The following is a 15537-nucleotide window of genomic DNA, read 5'->3' as shown; positions in this document are numbered from 1 at the left end:
GCGGCCCTCATTGCGAGCCCGCCGCCTTGACAGCCGCCGTCGCCGGCCCTGCGGTGGTTTGCACCGCCGGCGTCGCGCCATCCATTTGCAGCGCGCGGCTCAGGAAGCCCCAGCGATCCGCCACTTCCTCGATCTGTTTGGTGGTCGGCTTGCCGGCGCCGTGGCCGGCCTTGGTGTCGATCCGGATCAGGATCGGCGCAGCACCGGCCTGGTCGGCCTGCGCGGTGGCGGCGAACTTGAAGCTGTGCGCCGGCACCACGCGGTCGTCATGGTCGGCGGTGGTGATCATCGTCGCCGGATAGCAGGTTCCCTTTTTCAGGTTGTGCAGCGGCGAATACTTGACCAGCGCCTTGAACTCCTCGGCGTTGTCGGAAGAGCCGTAGTCCGATGTCCACGCCCAGCCGATGGTGAATTTGTGGAAGCGCAGCATATCGAGCACGCCCACCTGCGGGATCGCGGCGGCGAACAACTCCGGACGCTGCGTCATCGCCGCGCCGACCAGCAGGCCGCCGTTGCTGCCGCCGCCGATGGCCAGCTTGGCCGGCGACGTCACCTTGTGCACGATCAGCCATTCGGCCGCGCCGATAAAGTCGTCGAACACGTTCTGCTTTTGCAGCTTGGTGCCCGCCTCGTGCCACGATTCGCCATACTCGCCGCCGCCGCGCAGATTGGCCATGACGTAGACGCCGCCCATCTCCAGCCACGCCAGGTTGGCGACCGAGAACGACGGCGTCAGCGAGACATTGAAGCCGCCGTAACCATACAGGTAGGTCGGATTGCTGCCATCGAGCTTCAAACCCTTTTTGGCGACGATGAACATCGGCACCTTGGTGCCGTCACGGCTGGTGAAGAACTCCTGGCGCGTCTCGAAGCCGGCCGCATCGAAGTCGACCTTCGGCTGGCGGTACACGCTGCTCTTGTTGGCCTTCAGGTCGTAGCGGTAGATCGTCGTCGGCGTGGTGAAGCTGGTGTACGAGTAGAAGGTCTCGGTGTCGACGCGCTTGCCGCTAAAGCCCCCGGCCGTGCCGAGGCCCGGCAGTTCGATATCGTGCAGCGGTTTGCCTTTCAGGTCGAACACCTTCACCAGGCTGTGCGCATCGCTCAGGTAGTCCACCAGCAGCTGGTTGTTGACGACGGACGCCGACACCAGCGTGTTGGAGCTTTCCGGCACGATCTGCTTCCAGTTCAGCACCGCCGGCTTGCGCGTGTCGATGCTGACAATACGGCCGCGTGGCGCGTTGCGCTCGGTGTGGAACCAGAACACCGGCCCGTCGTTGCCGACGAAGTTGTAGACGGCGTCGAAATCCTCAAGCAAGCCGACGACCTTGGAATCCTTGCGGCTCAAGTCCTTGTAGAACACGCGGTTCTTGTTCTCGGTGCCTTGCGACGCCGTGATGATCAGATAGCGGCCATCCTGGGTCACGTCGGCGCTAAAGCCCCAGTCCTTGTGGTCCGGGCGGTCGTAGACCAGCGTGTCGGCGCTTTGCGGCGTGCCCAGTTTGTGGAAGTACAGCTTCTGGAAGTAGTTCACGTCGGCGAGTTTGGTCGCTTCCTTGGGCTCGTCGTAGCGGCTGTAGAAGAAACCGGAACCGTCGTGCAGCCAAGCGGTGTTGGAGAACTTGACCCACTTGATATGGTCTTCGACGTCCTTGCCGCTGTCGATGTCGCGCACCTTGATCTCGTTCCAGTCGGAGCCCGATGCGGCGGTGCTGTAGGCGAGGTATTTGCCGTTCGGGCTCACGGCCAGTCCGGCCAGGGCCACGGTGCCGTCGGCGGCCAGCTTGTTCGGATCGAGCAGCAGGCGCGGCACGTCGGCCAGCGTTTTCATCGTGTAGAGCACCGACTGGTTTTGCAGGCCGTCGTTGCGGCTATAAAAATAGCGTCCGCCTTCCTTGAACGGGACGCTGAAACGCTCGAAGTTCCACAGCTTGGTCAGGCGCGTCTTGATCGCCTCGCGGCCGGGGATCTGCGACAGGTAGCCTTGCGTGAGCTTGTTCTGGGCGTCGACCCAATCCTTGGTGTCGGCGCTGTTGGCGTCCTCCAGCCAGCGATACGGATCGGCCACTTTAACGCCGTGGTAATCGTCGGTCTGGTCGACCGTGCGGGTGGTCGGGTAGGTCAGCGCGGCGCCGGTGGTGGCGCAGGTCTGCGCCATGGCGCCTTGTGCCAGCAGGACGGCGGCCGCCAGTGCGGCGCGTTTCAATTGCTTCATGCGTAATTCCGTGGGTCGTGAGTTGATATATCGATGATAGCTTGCCTTGTGACAAATAAGCAACGCTAGGCAGGCGATCTCATCGTGTTTTATTCGGCGCGCAGCACCCGGTCCGTGGTGACGATGCGGACGTCGTGCATCTGGTCGAGGTAAGCTTCCAGATACGCTTTGTGGGAGGCGCCGACCACCACCAGCATGCGCACGCCGGGACGCATGCTCATCGCATCGCGGATGTTGGACGCCATGCGCAGGTTGCGCGTCTCCCAGTAGGCGACGTAGCCGCGCCCATAGTGCCGCGGTGAGGGTTCCTCCAGCGCCGCGCCGAAGTCGCTGCGGAAGGCCTGCTCCGGGTAAGCGGCGTCGTTATAGGCGCGATACATGGTCAATATATCCCCGGGGGTATTGAGTCGGCTTTCAAGTTGATCCGATTGCTTTCCACGGGCGGCGGTATAGGGGTTGTCCCACGCCTTGGAAATCGCCTCGCCGGCGGCTTTTTCATCTTCAGTCGGACCATCCGCCGTGTGGTCGTCCATCGCCCAGACGCGTTCCAGCCCGCTGCGCGCGGCCACCACGGCGGCGATCCGATAGCTCTCATCGCGCCGTTCCGACAGCCCATTCAACATCGGCACCAGGCTTTCCGGCAGGCCGTCGCCGGCATGGCGCTCCGCGTCCGGAAGACGCAACCACTGCACCAGGGCGGAGGCCCGCTCGCCGCCCGCGAGGAACAAGGCGGCCAGCTTGCGCCGCTGCGCCGGCGACGGCGCCGCCGGCCATGCCAACAGCAGGCGTTCGGCTTGGGCATTCGCTTCCGGCACATTCACGCCGGTCGCGGCGTTGGCAGGCGCCGGGTCCCAGCAATAGGTCTTGACCGAATCGGCATAGCGTTGCGGATAGCTGCGCAGATACGCGCACTGCATGCCGGACAGCGATTCGATCGCCACGGCTTGCGGTTTCCATTCCGTCAGCCTGTCTGTCAATAATCCGAACCTGGTCATGTCGACGGTCTTGGTCATCTGGGACAGGTGCGGCGAGCCAAGCACCATCACCTCGTTGGGCCGGCCGTTTTTCAGCTTGTGGGTACCCGGCGCGAACGGCGGCGCGGTGTTGGCGGCGAAGACCGGGGCGTGGCAGGCGGCGGCGATCAATACGGTCGTGAATAGACGGTGCATACAGGCTCCTGAAATGGGATTCGGGCAGTGTATGCGAGAGACGGCTGCGTCGAGGCAGGGCTTGCGACGCACGGCAAAATCGCTTGCATGAAATGCAAATATCGGCGACAGGCCGAAAGCGTGACTTAGATGAACACGTGGTTCGGGGCCGCCGACACAGCCGGCGCCTGCCACTTCTCGAGCCACGCGATCAACTGGTCGCCAGGGATCGGGCGGCTCATGAAGTAGCCCTGCCCCTGGTCGCAACCGAGGCCCGCCAGCAGTCGCCACACCGCTTCGCTCTCGATACCCTCGGCCACCACGCGCAAGCCCATGTTGTGACCCAGGTCGATGGTCGAGCGCACGATCTTGGTGTCGCCTTCATCGTGCTCCATATTGAGCACGAACGATTTGTCGATCTTGAGCTCATTGACCGGCAGCCGTTTCAGGTACGCCAGCGACGAATAGCCGGTGCCGAAATCGTCGATCGACAGATCGAAACCCATGGCGCTGAGGCGCTCCAGCGTGGTTTGCGCCCGCACCGGATCGTCCATGATGGCGCTTTCGGTGATCTCGAGGCAGAACGAGCCGGGGGCCAGTTTGTGGCGCACCAGCAGGTCGGCGAATTTGGCCGGCAGGTCCTGGTCCAGCAAATCGCGCGTGGACAGGTTGACCGATATCTTCAGATGATGGCCCTTGGCCGCCAGTTCCTGGCACAGCTCCGCCGAGCGCTCCATCACCCAGCGCGTGAGCACGCGGATAAAGCCGGTCTGCTCGGCGAACGGAATGAACTCGTCCGGAAACACGTTGCCGCGTTCCGGATGCACCCAGCGCACCAGCGCCTCCATGCCGACCACCTTGCCGGTATCGAGCATGATCTTGGGCTGCACGTGCAGGCGGAACTCGTTGCGCTCGATGGCGTTGCGCAGCTCCGTCAGCAGCGACAGGCTCTTTTCGCTGGATTTGTCCATCGCCGCGTCGTAGACCACGGCGCCGTCGTTGCGCTGCTTGGCCGTGTACATCGCCACCTCGGCCATGCTGAGCAAGGCCTCGCCGTCGCTGCCGTGCATGGGATAACCGGCGATCCCCAAGCCGGCGCCGATGTCGACCATCTGCTCCTCCAGCGACAGCGGCGTCTCCAGCGCCTGCAGGATATCGGCCGCCATGCGCTGCGCCGCGTCGACGTCGGACGCCGGCAGCAGCACCGCGAATTCGTCGCCGCCCAGCCGCGCCACCTGCGCCGACGATTGCCGCCGGTTCGCCAGCAGCAGTTGTAGCCGGCCTGCCACCTGGCGCAGCAGCGCATCGCCGAAACTGTGGCCCATGACATCGTTGACGTGCTTGAAGCGGTCCAGGTCCATCATCAGCACGAACACGGCTTCCTCGCGTTTGCGGGCATCCTCCATCGCGTCGTTCAGCAGCAGCAGGAACTGGGCGCGGTTGGGCAGATTGGTCAAGGTGTCCCAATACGCCAGCCGCCGGATTTCCTGTTCGCGCTTGGCGATCCCCTCGCGCATCGCATCGAAGGCCTGCGCCAGTGCGCCGATTTCGTCTTCGCGGCTGGTGTCGATCTGGCCCTTGTAATCGCCCCGCTCCAGGCGCTTGGCGGTGTCGGCCAACTCGCTGATCGGCTGGGCGATGCGCTTGGCGGTGAAGATGATGGCCAGCGCCGAGATGGCGATGCCGCCGGCGGTGAGGAGGATCAGCCAGCGCTCCAGGCGCGCGTATTCGGCGGTCGCCTCGTCGATCGAGCGCGCCAGCAGCACGCTGGCGGTCTGCCCGCCGTCCTGGCCGATCGACATCAGGCGCGCGCTATAGCGGCCGGTTTCCACCTCGATGTCGAACGGTCCGGTGGGCGCGGCCGGCAAGGCCTGCAACTGGTCGACCACCGATTGCGCCGAAGCGCCGACGTAGGTGGATCCTGCCGACATCCATTTGCCCTGCGGGTCGCGCGTTAGCACGGTGGTGTGCAGGGAGCTGACCTCGCGCATCTCGCTGGCCAGTTGGCGGTCGATCGGGAATGTCATCACGATCCAGCCAATGGTGACCGGCGCCTTGACCGGCATGACGACGATCTGGTACGGGCGGCGCTCGATGATGGCGATGCCGTTGGCGCCGTCGGCCGCTTCGGCCGCGTCGAGCATGCTGACGGCCATTTTCTCCAGGCCCGCTGCCTGCGTGGTATTGGTCGATACGCTGATCTTGCGCTCGGCGCTGATCAGCATCGTCAACGAAGCCTTGATGCGGCGGCCGCTGTTGGCCAGCGCCGATTCGATGGTGGCGCGGTCGCCTTCGTCGTTGTTGCCGATGGCGGCCAGGAACGCGGTGTCGCGCGCCAGCAGGCGGGCGCCGAAGCGCAGGCTCTGGGCGTTTTGATCGAGCAGGCGCCGGAACACCTTGGTGCCGTTATTGAGTTCCCCGGCGATGGCCAGGCGCGCGTTGTTGTCGATGCCGCGCTGGATCACCACCAGGCCGACCAGCTGCACGGCGACGATCAGGACCAGGAACAGCGCGACGATCCGGCTTTCCAGGCTGCGAAAACGCATACGCATGCTCGGGGCGATCCTTTAGTAGGCCGACGACGTGGCGTCGGCAGCCGGAGGCTTCATCGGCAGCTTGAACGTGGCCGTCGACATCGCGTCGCCCGCCTTCACAGTCAACACCTGCTCGGGTGTGGCGCCGCCGACGGTGTTGTAGTGCCAGGCCTTGACCACGTACTTGCCGCCGGCCGGCAGCGCGATGCGCGCCGCGCCGGCGGCGTCGGTCTTGGCGAAGTATGGCGTGTCGACGATCTTGACGTAGGCGAGCATCTTGTCGTGGATGTTACAGCCCAGGACCACGGTGCCGGCCTTATCGAACACCTGCGGCGCCGCCGACTCGCCCGAATACAGTTTCTGGTCGAACTTGTGGGCGGCCGAAAACGAATAGATGTGGTGGCGGACCTTGTCGTTATTCGGAAAGGATACTTTGCTGCCGGTCTGCACGACGGTGACCAGCGGCATGAACTTCAAACTCTTTTGCTCGATCTGCCCGCTGGCTGGCGCCTTGCCGGCGGCCGGGGCGGTCTCCGCCTCGATATAGACCACCGTATCGGCTAGCGGATTGCCAGCCGCGTCCTGTACCTGCACGGTGACGCCGGTCGCCCCCGCCGAAGCGGTGCTCAAGAACATCAGACTAAAAACGAGGCGACGGCTATTAAGACTGTACATGGTAGGCCCGGGGAGCACTTGGTCTGACTATTGTAGCGCGACAACAATGTGACATGGAAATACTTATTGCGCCACAGGACAAAATTCATGAGGCCGTCACAAACACATCATAGAATCGTACAGTTAAACCCACATTTCGCAAGCGCTAATCGTGAAAACCGCCAGCAAACCGCTGCATCGTAGCAACGCCTCACCCGCCGTGGTGACCTACATCAGGCCCGAACTCGAGGACGAGGAGGCAGTGTTGCGCGCCCATTTATACGATATCCTCGCGCGCCGCCAGCTCAACGCGCTGTTCCAACCGATCGTCAACCTGCAGAACGGCGACATCATCGCCTACGAGGGGTTGATACGGGGCCCCTCCGACAGCCCCCTGCACTCGCCGATGAGCCTGTTCAAGGTGGCGCGCGCCAGCGGGCTGACGGTGCAGGTCGAACACCTGTGCCGCCAGGTGATCCTGGAGCGCTTTGCCGAGCTGGAACTGCCGGGCAAGCTGTTTCTCAACGTGAGCCCGGAATGCCTGCTGCAGCGCGACGCGCGCCCCGGCGAGACGCTGGAATACATCCATCACATCGGCATCAACCCCGAGCGCGTGATCATCGAGCTGACCGAGAACCAGCCGACCTACGACTATGAGCTGATGCGCGAGGCGGTGCGGCACTACCGCGACATGGGCTTCCAGATCGCCATCGACGATCTGGGCGAAGGGTTCTCCAGCCTGCGCCTGTGGTCCGAGTTGCGGCCGGAGTATGTCAAGATCGACATGCATTTCATCCAGGGGATCAATAACGATCCGGTGAAGCTGCAATTCGTGCGCTCGATCCAGGAGATCGCCGAGAAGTCGAACACCCTGGTCATCGCCGAAGGCATCGAAACCCAGGCCGAACTGCTGGTGATCCGCGATGTCGGCGTCGCCAACGGCCAGGGCTATCATCTGGGACGGCCGCACCCGCAACCGGCGCGCTCGGCCCCGGCCGAGGTGGTCAAGGCGCTGGCGCGCACCGGTGTCGCCGTGTATCCCCGGCGCGGCGCCGAAAAGAACGCCGCCACCATCCTCAAACTGCTCAACGAAGTCCAGACCGTTCCGTCGAGCATGACCAACAACGAGGTCTACGAGATCTTCTTGAAGGAACCCAAGCTGCTGATCATTCCGGTGGTCGACGGCGATGAGCCGCAGGGACTGATCAGCCGCTTCGAGATGATCGACCACTTCGCCCGGCCCTACCAGCGCGAGCTGTACGGCAAGAAGTCGTGCCGGCAGTTCATGGACGCCACGTCCTTGATCGCCGAGCAGGACACCACCTTGCAAGAGCTGAGCTTCCGCATGGTGCAGGCCGACGCCCACCACCTGTTCAACGGCTTCATCATCACCGACCGGGGCCGCTACCTGGGCTTGGGCACCGGCCACGACCTGATGCGCGAGATCACGCAGATGCAGATCAACGCGGCGCGCTACGCCAATCCGCTGACCCAACTGCCGGGCAATGTGCCGATCAACGAACACATCGACCGGCTGCTGGAGAGCGGCACGCGTTTCTGGGCCTGTTATGTCGACCTCGACCATTTCAAACCGTTCAACGATGTCTACGGCTACCGGCGGGGCGACGACGTCATCCAGCTGACTGGCAACATGCTCAGCGAGCGCTGCGACGCCAACCGCGACTTCGTCGGCCATATCGGCGGCGACGATTTCATGGTGTTGTTCCAGAGCGAAGACTGGGAGACGCGCTGCCAGGGCATCCTGGCGGATTTCGAGCAGAATGTGCAGGCGTTCTACAGCCTCGAGGACCGCGAGCGCGGCGGCTACCTGAGCGAGGACCGGCAGGGAAAGAAAGTGTTCTATTCGTTGATGAGTCTGTCAATCGGCGTGATCCGCGTCGATCCGCGCCAGTATTACACGCACCACCAGATCGCCACGGCAGCGGCCGAATCCAAGCGCCAAGCCAAGAAAATCCACGGCAACAGCCTGTTCCTCGACCGCCGGCAGCAGCCGCAGGGTTAGCTAAACGGTTGCATCATCGCGGTCGCTCGCGCACCGGCACGGCCCTGCGGTGCTGCGCGCGCCAGCGGCGCACCAGCTCCTGCGCTTCGACGATCGCTTCCGGCGTCATGTCGAGCGCCACCTTCTTGCGGTTGCTGGCTGCCGCGACATCGCCGGCGTCGGCCGCCAACGTCAGCCACATGAACGAGCGCGACGCGTCGCGTTTGACGCCGCGCCCGCTGCCATACATGCCGCCCAGATTGAACTGCGCCAACGCGTGACCCTGCTCGGCCGCCTTGCCATACCATTTGACGGCGTGCACATCGTCCTGGGCCACCCCCAGGCCGTTGGCGTACATTACGCCCAGGTTGTTCTGGGCGCTGGCGTCGCCCTGGTCGGCCGCGCTGCGATACCAGGCCACCGCGCGCGCCTCGTCCTTGGCCACGCCATGACCATTGGCGTACATCACGCCGACATTGAACTGCGCGTTCGGCGCGCCCTGCTCGGCCGCCATCCGGTACCACTCCAGCGCGCGCTGCTCGTCGCGGCAGACGCCGCGTCCGCGCGCATACATGCCGCCCAGGTTGTACTGCGCCAGCACATGGCCGGACTCGGCCGCGCGCCGATACCACGAAAAAGCCAGCTCGTCGTCGCGGTCGACGCCCTTGCCGTTGGCCAACATGATGCCCAGATTGAACTGGGCGTCGGCGTCCTCCTGCTCGGCCGCGCGCGTCAACCATGCATAAGCCCGCAACTGGTCGGCCGGCACGCCCAAGCCCTCCGAATACGCGACCCCGACCAGGCGCTGCGCCACCGCGTCGCCTTGCGCGGCGGCTTGCCGGAACCACGCCAGCGCCTGCGTATCGTTGCGCGCCACGCCGTGTCCATGCTTGTACATCAGTCCGAGATTGAGCTGGGCGTTGGCGTCGTTTTGCAGCGCGGCCTTGCGGAACCACGCCAGCGCCAACGGATAGTTGCGGCGCACGCCGGTGCCGTGCACATAGGCCTCGCCCAGCAAGGTTTGCGCGCTGGCGATGCCCTGCTCCGCCGCGCGGTAGAACCAGGACAGCGCGATCTCGTCGCTGCGCGCGACGCCGCGCCCCCTTTTATACATTTGCCCGAGATTTTGCTGGGCCGAGGCGTCGCCTTGCTGGGCGGCGGCGCGAAACCAGCGCACCGCCTCCTTGTCGTTATTGGGGACGCCCCGGCCGTTGTAGTACATCACACCGAGATGATTCTGGGCGAACGCCAGCCCCTGCTCCGCAGCCTTGTGCATCCAATGGAAGGCCCGATTGTCTTCCCGCGCCACCCCCTGGCCTTTTTTATAGACCATGGCAAGATTGAATTGCGCGTAGGGATTACCTCGCTCGGCCGCCTCCTTGTACCACACATAACTGTCGTAGCCATCTCTGGCGGAGCTCTGGTTTTTCATCGCGCACCCCTTGCCAACACTGCAACTATGTTGGCTAAAGTGTAAGCTCGATAGTGACTTCAGATTTGAGCGTCGTCAAACGAGTGATGATGAAATGCTATCGTTTAAGCCTAAACTTACTGAGGGGACTGTTTTTGAAGGAATTGGTGGACTTTGGCGGCCGCCAGCTTGTTTACCGAGACGAGCAGGGCCGGATCGACGCCGGCGATGCCATAGGTCGAACCGATGTGTTTACCGATGTGTATCAGCACTTCGGCCGCCACTTCGGCGTCGGACTCGGCCCGGTGGGCCGCGCTTTTGAAACGGATGCCCAACTGCCCCGACAGATTGCCGAGCTTGTAGCTGGCCAGGTTCGGGAACACCCGGCGCGACAGCTTGAGCGAGCAGACCAGCGCTTGATGGCCGGGCGTCAGGTTCAGCCGGGCCGCCTCGGCGCGCAGGAACTTCTCGTCGAAGCTGGCGTTGTGGGCCGACAGCGCGTCGCCGCCGATAAAGTCGAGCAGGTCGGGGACCACGCGCGAGACCGGCGGCGCGTTGTCGACCATGGACTGGGTGATGCCGGTCAGGCCGGTGATAAACGAGGGAATGCGCACGTTGCAGTTGATCAGGGACACGTAGCGCTCGACGATGCGTCCGCCGACGATGCGCAACGCCGCCACCTCGGTGATGCGGTCGCCCATGTCGGGCGACAGGCCGGTGGTCTCGAAGTCGAGCATGACGATGGATTTGTCGAGCATTTGCGTCCCTGTCTATCTAGTTAGCCGAATTTGCGCACGGCGTCGAGCGCCAGCCCGGCGCCGATGCTGCCGAACAGGTCGCCTTCGACCTTGCGCGCGGCCGGCACCAGCGCGCCGATGCGCTCGCGCAGCATGCGCACGCCGCTCGAACCGCCGGTGAAGAAGACGGTGTCGACATCGGCCGGTCCGACGCCGGCGTCGCGCAGCAAGCTCAGCACGGTATTTTCAACCGAGCCCACCAGATGGTCGATCGACGCGTCGAACTGCGCGCGGTCGAGCTCCAGGTTGACCGCCGGCGACAAGCGGTCCAGCTCGAGCCGCACCTTGACGTCGCCGGACAAGGCGATCTTGCCCTCCTCCACCTTCATCGCCAGCCAATGGCCGGCGCGCTCGTCGATCAGGCGCTGCAGGCGGCCCAGCTTTTCCTGCTCGGCCGAATCGCGCAACAGGTCAGACAACTGGGTCCACATCTTCTTGGTGTAGGCCTGGTTGATCGTGTGCCAGGTGGCCAGGTTGAAGAAATAGCTCGACGGCACTTCGCTGTTGTTGCGCAGGCGGCTGCCGTAGCCCAGCAACGGCATCACCGCGGACAGGCTCAGGTATTTATCGAAGTCGGTACCGCCGATGTGCACGCCGCCGTTGGCGAGGATGTCGTCGCGCCGCTCGGTCTTTTTGGCGCGCGCGGGCGACAGGCGCACCAGCGAAAAGTCCGACGTCCCGCCGCCGATGTCGGCGATCAACACCAGTTCCTCGCGGTCGATCTGCGACTCGTAGTCGAACGCGGCGGCGATCGGCTCGAACTGGAAGGCGATGTCCTTGAAGCCGACCGAACGGGCGACCTCGGCCAAGGTATCCTCGGCCAACCGGTCGTTTTCCTTGCTGTCGTCGATGAAATGCACCGGCCGGCCGAACACCGCCGACGTGAATTCGCGCCCGGCCGACTGCTCTGCGCGCAGCTTGACCTCGCCGATGAACTGGGCCAGCAACATCCGGAACGGCAGCGCGCGGCCGCCCACCTCGGTCTGACCGTCGATCAGACTGGTCCCGAGCAAACTCTTCAGCGAGCGCATCAAGCGCCCCTCATAGCCGGCCAGATATTCGGCCAGCGCCGCACGTCCAAAGGTGACCTGTTCGTCTTCCGCGTTGAAGAAGACGACCGACGGCAAGGTGGTCTTGCCGTCCTCAAGCCCCAACATCACGGACTGGCCGGGACGCACCCAGCCGACCGTGGAATTTGACGTGCCGAAATCGACGCCGCAAGCATTGGCCATGTCGACCCTTCACACGTAATAAAGGGGCGTTATGCTATCAGAAAAACGCCCTCATCAGGGAAAATTGCTGTGCCACCACACCGAATACGTAATTTCCACATAGAAACACAATAAGTATTGCCCTAGAGTAAGCTTTTGATTATCCTCGACATGACCCATGGAAACTGCCCGGGTCCCCACGACGATAACGAGATAATGACGACATCCAAGCCGACAGTTGAGATCAGCGCCACGGAACACAAAGCCACCATCGCCCGCGAAGCGCGCCGCGTCACCTCGTACGACGTGGCGATCGTCGCCGGCGTGTCCCAATCGGCCGTCTCGCGCTGCTTCAAGCCGGGCGCCAGCGTCTCCAAGGCAACTTACGCCCGCGTCATGAAAGCGGCCTCGCTGCTCGATTACATTCCCAACGCCGCCGCCCGCAGCCTGATCACCCGCCGCTCCAACATGGTGGCCGTGATCATCACCAACCAGGCCAATCTCTATTATCCCGAGCTGCTTGCCGAGCTGAGCCAGCAGATCACCGCGCGCGGCAAGCGCGTTCTGCTGTTCACCTTGGCGCGCGAGACCGATGTCGACCGCGTGCTGACCGACGTCTGGCAATTCCAGGTCGACGGCGTGATCGCCGCCGCCCGCCTCAGCGACGAGCACATCGCCGAATTCGAGCGCCGCCACATGCCGCTGGTGCTGTTCAACCGCGCCTTGCGCAACCGCGTCGTCAACACCGTCACCTGCGATCACCTGGAAGCGGGCCGCATGCTGGTTGCGCGCCTGGCCGCCGCCGGCCATCGCCGCTTCGGCATCATCGCCGGCACCGAGGACTCCTCGGTCGCCAACGAACGCCGGCGCGGCGCCTGCGAACGCCTTGCCGAACTGGGCCTGCCGCCGCCGGTGGTGGTCCCCGGCCAATCCGACTATCGCAGCGGCGGCGCCGGCCTCAAAGCCATCATCGCGCAACTGGGCGACGTGCCCGATGCGATCATCTGCGGCAGCGACGTGATGGCTATCGGCTGCCTCGATTACGCCCGCCACGAACTGGGCATCGACGTGCCGGGACAGCTGTCGGTGGCCGGCTTCGACGCCGTCGAGCCGTCCAACTGGTTGAGCTACAACCTCACCACCTTGCGCCAGCCGATGCCCAAAATGGCGGCGTCGGCGGCCGACCTGCTGTGCGCCGTCATCGACGGCCACGAGCACCCTTCCGATTCGCAGCCGCAGCGGCGCGTCTTCAGCGCCCAGTTCATCGAAGGCGCGACGGCCCGATTGACGCCGATGCCGGCGCTCGGCGGCACATTGGCGACCGGCATGCGCACGCCGGTCGCTATAATGTAGCGGATGAACGCAGCCCAACCTCCAAATCCCATCCGATTTACGCCGCAAGGCCTGATCCCGACGCCGGAACAAACAGCCATCCAGCTGTCGCAGAGCAAAGTGGTGCTGGTCGACGCCAACGCCGGCGCGGCCAAAACCACCACCCTGGCGATCCGCATCGGCGAGGCGCTGGCCCGCAAGCTCCCTCCCGAACAGATCCTCGCGCTGACCTTCACGCCGGAGGCGCGCGACGTCATGCGCCAGCGCCTGATCGATGTCGGCGTGCCGCAGGCGCTGGTGGCGCGCCTGGCCGTGATGACGTTCGAGGACTTCGCCGCCTGGCGGCTGGACACAATCGACGGCGACAACCTGCGCCGCTGCGCCGAGGCGCGCCAGCTGAAGGAATACGCGCTGGCCGCCGTCGACCGGGTCGGCGCGCGCTACGCCGGCCGGCTGGAGGCGCTGGAACTGAACACCCACAGCATCGCGCTAAGCCAGTTCCTCGATGTCCAACTGGGCTTGAAAGCGACGATGGCGCTGGCCGCCGACGTCGACTTCATGGGGTTGGAGGAGATCGCCGAGCTGCTCGGCGTGCCGCTGGCCGACTACCTGACCACGGTGGAATACGAAACGCTGCGGCTGGACGGCGGCGCCGGCGCGGTGTTCCGCGGCCCGTTCGACGCCACCTACGACCTGGCCTGCAACCTGGACACCGGCGCGCGCCTGGCCGAGCACTTTCCCGACTACCGGCTGGTGCTGTGCGACGAGCTGCACGATCTGAACGAGGCGGCGTTCCGCATCCTCGACGCCTTGATCAGCCGCCCGCAGTGCTTTTTTGTCGGCGCCGGCGACAAGGACCAGGTGATTCACGCGAAACTGGGCGCCAGCGAGGAGTACCTGAACCGCCGCTTCGCCGAACGCCATCCCAAGCTGGTGCGCTATCCCCTGACCTACAGTTACCGCCACGGCCCGCACCTGGCCTACGCGATGGCCGAATTCAAACATAAGGCGGTCGAATCGAGCCTGCCGGTGCACACCCAGATCCGCCAGGCGCACTACGCCACGCCGGCCGAATGCGCGCAACAGGCCATCGCCGCGATCCGCCAGTGGAAGGCCGACGGCAACGCCTACGACGGCTGCGCCATCCTGATCCGGGACCGGCACCAGTCGATGGCGATCGAGAACGCCCTGATCGAGGCCGACATCGACTACCGCACGCCTGCCATGGCAGGCTACCTGCAGCGCGACGAGATCCTGTTCTTGCGCGGCATGCTGGCCATCGGATTGAAGGACTTCGCCGCGGTCAAATCGGAACAGGTGCGCGCGGCCATCGTCGACGCCATGACGGCCTTCAGCGAAATGAAGTTCTCGGCGCGGCGCATGGACAACTTCAAGGCCCAGATCAGCAAGGACCCGGCGCTGCTGGGCGAATTGTTCATGATCGAGGACGACCGCCGCGACGGCGAGCAAATCAGCTACCGCGACGTCGCCAGCCAGGCCACCAAGAAGGCCGTGATCGACGCCATCGCCTGGCTGACCGCGCTCGATCCGGCCATGCCGGCGGCCGCCGTGCTGACGGAGCTGTGCGAGCGCGTCAAGCTGGTGGCGACCGCGCGCCGCATCTTCGTGCGCCCGTACGAGGCCGGCGTGGTCAATAAATCGGTGGCTGGCCTGCTGGATTCAGCCGCCGCCTCCGGCCAGAGCCTGCGCGAGTTCTGGACGGCGATGAACGCCCGCGAAGCCTGCATCCGCCGCAAGCGCGAACGCAAGGCGGTGCTGATCGAATGCGTGGCCAACGCCAAGGGCAAGGAGTTCGACCACGTGATCCTGCCGTTTTTGCAGGCCGATGAGTTCCCGCACCCGATGCAGCCCAAGCGCGACGAGGAAAACCTGTTCTACGTCGGCGTCACCCGCGCCCGCGCCCGTCTGACCATGCTGTCGCCGGCCGATCCGGCGCTGCGCAGCGGCTTCATCGCCAATATGCGTTTGCAGCAATCGGCCGCCGCCGCCGAGGCCGCCATCGCCCGCAACCAGGCCAAGCCGGCGGAGGCGCCCGGCCGTCAATATCTGACCGCAACCTTCCACGAAAAGGACGAAGTCAAGGCGCTGGGCGCGCAATTCGACATCGCCCGGCGCGCGTGGTACGTGGAATCGGGACGCGATATGTCACCATTCTCACGCTGGCTGAAAAAATAATGCAGTGCGCCAATTAATAATAGAGAAATGCTTATATAAT

The 15537-nt window shown here is 64.4% G+C and carries 10 protein-coding genes; 3 read left to right on the top strand and 7 right to left on the bottom strand.

Annotation, left to right across the window (positions count from 1 at the left end):
• Window positions 1–7 precede the first annotated feature (7 nt).
• The 4 genes from AC0IYS_RS14855 to AC0IYS_RS14840 form a co-directional block, all read right to left on the bottom strand.
• Window positions 8–2212, bottom strand: coding sequence for a prolyl oligopeptidase family serine peptidase (locus tag AC0IYS_RS14855; protein WP_471705871.1), 2205 nt, complete (start codon window positions 2210–2212; stop codon window positions 8–10).
• Between the two features lie 89 nt (window positions 2213–2301).
• A complete protein-coding gene (locus AC0IYS_RS14850; protein ID WP_471705870.1) occupies window positions 2302–3381 on the bottom strand; it encodes a DUF5694 domain-containing protein in 1080 nt (359 codons plus the stop codon).
• A 125-nt stretch (window positions 3382–3506) separates the two neighbouring features.
• Window positions 3507–5912 carry a putative bifunctional diguanylate cyclase/phosphodiesterase gene (locus tag AC0IYS_RS14845; RefSeq protein ID WP_471705869.1) on the bottom strand — a complete coding sequence of 802 codons (2406 nt, stop codon included), beginning with the start codon at window positions 5910–5912 and terminating at the stop codon, window positions 3507–3509.
• Between the two features lie 15 nt (window positions 5913–5927).
• Window positions 5928–6530 (bottom strand): methylamine utilization protein, encoded by a 603-nt coding sequence (locus AC0IYS_RS14840; RefSeq protein WP_471705868.1) that lies wholly within the window; start codon window positions 6528–6530, stop codon window positions 5928–5930.
• 283 nt (window positions 6531–6813) lie between these two features.
• On the opposite strand from AC0IYS_RS14840, the gene AC0IYS_RS14835 reads away from it, so the two are divergent.
• The gene (locus tag AC0IYS_RS14835) at window positions 6814–8571 is read left to right on the top strand and encodes a GGDEF domain-containing protein (protein WP_471708874.1); all 1758 of its coding nucleotides are present in this window, start codon (window positions 6814–6816) and stop codon (window positions 8569–8571) included.
• Between the two features lie 13 nt (window positions 8572–8584).
• Here the strand turns inward: AC0IYS_RS14835 and AC0IYS_RS14830 are convergent, their stop codons facing one another.
• The 3 genes from AC0IYS_RS14830 to AC0IYS_RS14820 all read right to left on the bottom strand — a co-directional run bounded on the left by AC0IYS_RS14830 (window position 8585) and on the right by AC0IYS_RS14820 (window position 11990).
• Complete coding sequence (locus AC0IYS_RS14830; protein ID WP_471705867.1) at window positions 8585–9982, bottom strand: tetratricopeptide repeat protein; 1398 nt, start codon at window positions 9980–9982, stop codon at window positions 8585–8587.
• A gap of 116 nt (window positions 9983–10098) precedes the next feature.
• On the bottom strand, window positions 10099–10719 hold the full coding sequence (locus tag AC0IYS_RS14825) for a 3'-5' exonuclease (protein ID WP_471705866.1): 621 nt from the start codon (window positions 10717–10719) through the stop codon (window positions 10099–10101).
• 20 nt (window positions 10720–10739) lie between these two features.
• A complete protein-coding gene (locus AC0IYS_RS14820; protein ID WP_471705865.1) occupies window positions 10740–11990 on the bottom strand; it encodes an Hsp70 family protein in 1251 nt (416 codons plus the stop codon).
• A 195-nt stretch (window positions 11991–12185) separates the two neighbouring features.
• Between AC0IYS_RS14820 and AC0IYS_RS14815 the strand changes: the two genes are divergently transcribed.
• Window positions 12186–13322 carry a LacI family DNA-binding transcriptional regulator gene (locus tag AC0IYS_RS14815; RefSeq protein WP_471705864.1) on the top strand — a complete coding sequence of 379 codons (1137 nt, stop codon included), beginning with the start codon at window positions 12186–12188 and terminating at the stop codon, window positions 13320–13322.
• A gap of 3 nt (window positions 13323–13325) precedes the next feature.
• Window positions 13326–15497, top strand: a complete 2172-nt coding sequence (locus AC0IYS_RS14810) for a 3'-5' exonuclease (RefSeq protein ID WP_471705863.1) — start codon at window positions 13326–13328, stop codon at window positions 15495–15497.
• Window positions 15498–15537 lie beyond the last annotated feature (40 nt).

Source organism: Duganella sp. AC237 (genome assembly GCF_979254035.1).
Note: the sequence above shows the minus strand (reverse complement) of the source record. Positions and strands in the feature narration are given on the sequence as shown.